The 4385-nt window shown below is 68.5% G+C and carries 1 protein-coding gene; it reads left to right on the top strand.

The features are described from left to right. Nucleotides 1–18 precede the first annotated feature (18 nt). On the top strand, nt 19–4385 hold a 4367-nt coding region (locus ACYF6T_RS44295), incomplete at its 3' end, for an amino acid adenylation domain-containing protein (RefSeq protein ID WP_461703665.1).

Genomic DNA, 4385 nt, shown 5'->3' with positions numbered 1-4385 from the left:
TACGTGGTTCCCGCCGCCGTGTCCGACGAGCGCGGCCTGCCCGATGTGGTCCGTTCCTATGCCGCCGGCCGTATGCCCACGTACATGGTGCCGTCGGCGGTGGTGGTCCTCGATGCGCTGCCGTTGACCGTGAACGGCAAGCTGGACCGGGACGCCCTGCCCGCTCCCGACCGCGCAGCCGGCGTGACGGACCGTGGATCGTCGACTCCGGTGGAGGCGATCCTCTGCACCGCGTTCGCCGACGTGCTGGGTATGGAGCGGGTCGGAGTGGACGACGACTTCTTCGCGCTCGGCGGGCACTCGCTGCTGGCGGTGCGGTTGGTGAGCCGGATCCGCGCGGTGCTGGACGTGGAGCTGGGGATCCGTGAGGTCTTCGAGGCCGGGACACCGCTGGCGCTGGCGAGGCGTCTGGAGTCGGCGGGTGTCGCCCGGACGGCGTTGAGTGCGGGGGAGCGTCCGGAACGGGTGCCGTTGTCGTTCGCGCAGCAACGGCTGTGGTTCCTGGCCCAGTTGGAGGGTCCGAGCACGACCTATGTGAACCCGGTGGCCGTACGACTGACCGGTGCGATCGACATCGATGCCCTGCGATTGGCGTTCGGCGACCTGATGGAACGGCATGAGGTGTTGCGTACCGTCTTCCCGGCGGTCGACGGCCTCCCGTATCAGCGAGTGCTGTCCGTGGCCGAAGCCGGCTTCGGTCTGCGGGTGGAAACGGCGACGGAGGGGGATCTGCCTGCCTTGTTGACCGAGGCGGCCGGCCATACGTTCGAGTTGTCGGCCGAGATTCCCGTCCGGGGCCGCGTGTTCCGGATGGCCCCCGAAGACCACGTCCTGGTGGTCACCGTGCATCACATCGCCACGGACGGTTGGTCGATGACACCGCTGGTACGGGACTTGTCGGACGCGTACGCGGCCCGCTGCCGCGGCGAGGCTCCGGACTGGGAACCGCTGCCGGTGCAGTATGCGGACTACGCGCTCTGGCAGCGGAACCTGCTGGGTTCCCTGGAGGACCCGGACAGCCTGGCCGCCCAGCAGATCGCGTACTGGAGGCAGCAACTCGCCGGAATACCGGAGGAACTGAGTCTCCCGGCGGATCACCCGCGCCCGGCTCTGCCGAGTTACCTCGGACACAACGCAAGCCTGGAGGTCTCGCTCGAGACCTACCAAGGGCTTACATCCCTCGCCCGCACTCACGCCGTGACCATGTTCATGGTGGTCCAGGCCGCGCTGGCGGCTCTCCTGTCCCGGCTCGGCGCAGGCAACGACATCCCCATCGGAACCCCGGTGGCCGGCCGAACCGATGAAGCCCTCGATGATCTGGTCGGCTTCTTCGTCAACACCCTGGTGCTGCGTACGGATGTGTCGGGGGACCCGACGTTCGAGGACCTGCTCGCCGGCGTCCGAGAAACCGGATTGTCGGCGTTCGCGCATCAGGACGTGCCGTTCGAGTATCTGGTGGAGGCGCTGGCTCCTGCCCGGTCGATGTCTCGGCAGCCGCTGTTCCAGACGATGCTGTCGATGCAGAACACCGGACGTTCGGCGTTGGAGTTGCCGGGGCTGCGGGCGCATGGGGTGGGTTCTGCCGAGCCTCCGGCTCAGTTCGATCTGAGTGTGGAGGTGTCGGAGGTTTTCGGTCCGGACGGGGCCGCGGTCGGGTTGCGCGGTGTGGTGACGGTGGCGGCCGATCTGTTCGACGAGCCGTGGGCGGGGGTCTTCGCCCGCCGTCTTGAGCGGGTGCTGGAAGCGGTGGCGTTGGAGCCGTCGGTCCGAGTGCGCTCCCTGCCGGTCCTCGACGCGCCGGAACGGGACCGGATTCTGCGTGTGTGGAATGACACGGCGGTGGCGGTGCCGGGGACTTTGGTTCCGGAACTGGTCATGGCCCAGGTGGCGCAGGTTCCCGATGCGGTGGCGCTGGTGGACGGTGACCGGATGGTCACCTATGCGGAGTTGGCTGCCCGGGCGGATCGTGTGGCCGGCCTGCTGAGGGCTGGTGGCGTGGGTCCGGAGGACGTGGTGGGCCTGTGTTTGCCGCGCGGGCTGGACCTGTATGTCGCCGTGCTGGCGGTGTGGAGGGCGGGCGCCGCCTATCTGCCGTTGGACCCGGAGTATCCGGTCGAGCGGACCGGCTTCCTGATCCAAGACGCAGGTCCTGTCATGGTGTTGGCCTGCGAGGAGACCGCGTCCGCGTTGCCGGTGGACGCGTCCCCGCGGGTGGTGGTCCTGGACGATTCTGCCACTGTCCGGGAGCTGGCCCGTGTAGCGCCGGTGCATCCGCCCGTGGAGCTGTTGTCCGGGGGTGCGGCGTATGTGATTTATACGTCCGGTTCGACGGGGGCGCCCAAGGGTGTTGTGGTGCCCCATGGGGCATTTGCGAATCTGGCGCAGGCGGTGCGTTCGCGGTATCGGATGCGGGATGGGCACCGGTTGGCGCAGTTTGCCTCGGCGGGGTTCGATGCGTTCTGTTCGGACTGGGCGGTGACGCTGATGTCAGGTGCGTCACTGGTGGTGGTGCCGGCTGCGTCGCGGGCGGGTGCGGAGCTGGCTGGGGTGCTTGCGGAGCGAGAGGTCACGCATGCGCCGATGCCGCCGGCGGTGCTGGGGACGCTGGATGCCGGGGCAGTGCGTGCCGGCGTGGTGCTGGATGTGGGTGGTGAGGCACTGCCGGCGGACGTGATGGTGCGGTGGGCACCGGGGCGGGTGATGTTCAACAGCTATGGTCCGACGGAGACGACGGTGGACGCCGCGGTGTGGCGGTGTGATGCTGCGGCGGGAGAGGTGACCATCGGGTCGCCGATCGCCAATGTCCGGGTGTACGTGCTGGATGACTTCCTGCAGCCGGTTCCGGTGGGTGTGGCGGGGGAGCTGTATGTGGCGGGCGCGGGTGTGGCGCGCGGCTATCTCAACCGTCCGAGGCTCACTGCGGAGCGGTTTGTGGCGGATCCGTTCGCGGGTGACGGCGGCCGGCTGTATCGGACCGGAGATGTGGTGCGCTGGACCGGTGACGGGAATCTGGTGTTCGCCGGGCGTGCGGATGACCAGGTGAAGATCCGGGGTTTCCGGATCGAGTTGGGCGAGGTCGAAGCGGCTGTGGCCGCGCATCCGCAGGTGGCGCAGGCCGTGGTGGTGGTGCGGGAGGACGCCGCGCAGGGCAAGAGCGTGGTCGCCTACGTCGTGGCTGTCGGCGGGCCGGAGAAGGAGGATATGCCCGCCGCAGTGCGGGCGTTCGTGGCGGATCGTCTGCCTGGGTACATGGTGCCATCGGCGGTGGTGGTGCTGGATGCGCTGCCGTTGACGGTGAACGGGAAGGTGGACAAGGGGGCGTTGCCGGCGCCGGATTATGTGGCTGGGGTGGGGCGTGCTGCGTTCACGGTGGTGGAGGAACTGCTGTGTTCGGTGTTCGCGTCGGTGCTGGGTCTGGAGCGGGTGGGGGCAGAGGACGACTTCTTTGCGTTGGGTGGGCATTCGCTGCTGGCGACGCGGTTGGTGAGCCGGATCCGCGGTGTGCTGGGTGTGGAGGTGGCACTGCGGTCGGTGTTTGAGGCGCCGACGCCGGCAGGGTTGGCCGGGAGGTTGGAGTCGGCCGGTGTGGCGCGGGCTGCGTTGACGGCTGGTGAGCGCCCGGAGCGGGTGCCGTTGTCGTTCGCGCAGCAGCGGTTGTGGTTCCTGGCCCAGTTGGAAGGTGCCAGTACGACGTATGTTAACCCGACCCTGGTCCGGCTGACCGGCGAGGTCGACCTCGGCGCTCTGCGATCGGCATTCGGTGACCTCATCGAACGGCACGAGGTGCTGCGCACGGTGTTCCCGGCCGAAGGCGGCGTGCCGTACCAGGACATCCTCCCCCTTGAGGAGGTCCGGTTCGACCTGCCCGTGATCCCGGCGACCGAGACAGAACTGCCCGCGATGGTGGCCGAAGCGACCAGCCAGGGGTTCGATCTGTCGACAGAGATCCCCCTCAGGGGCTGTGTGTTCCAGCTCGATACACGTGAGTGCGTGTTGCTGCTGGTCGTTCATCACATAGCCACGGACGGCTGGTCGATGGTGCCGCTGGCGCGGGACCTGTCCGACGCGTATGCGGCACGCTGCCGGGGCGAGGCCCCGGAGTGGCGTCAACTGCCGGTCCAGTACGCGGACTTCACCCTCTGGCAACGGAAACTGCTCGGGTCGGAGGACGATCCGGACAGCTTGCTGTCCCAGCAACTGGCTTACTGGCGCGAAACACTCGCCGGCGCTCCGGAGGAACTGACGCTGCCGACGGACCGCCCCCGGCCGATCGAGCCCACGCATGTTGCCCACGTCGCCGAGCTGGAGGTATCGCCACAGACGTCCCAGGATCTCAGGGCGCTGGCCCGGGAGCGGGACGTGACGATGTTCATGGTGGTGCAGGC

This window comes from Streptomyces sp. 7R007, assembly GCF_054850255.1.
Note: the sequence above shows the minus strand (reverse complement) of the source record. Positions and strands in the feature narration are given on the sequence as shown.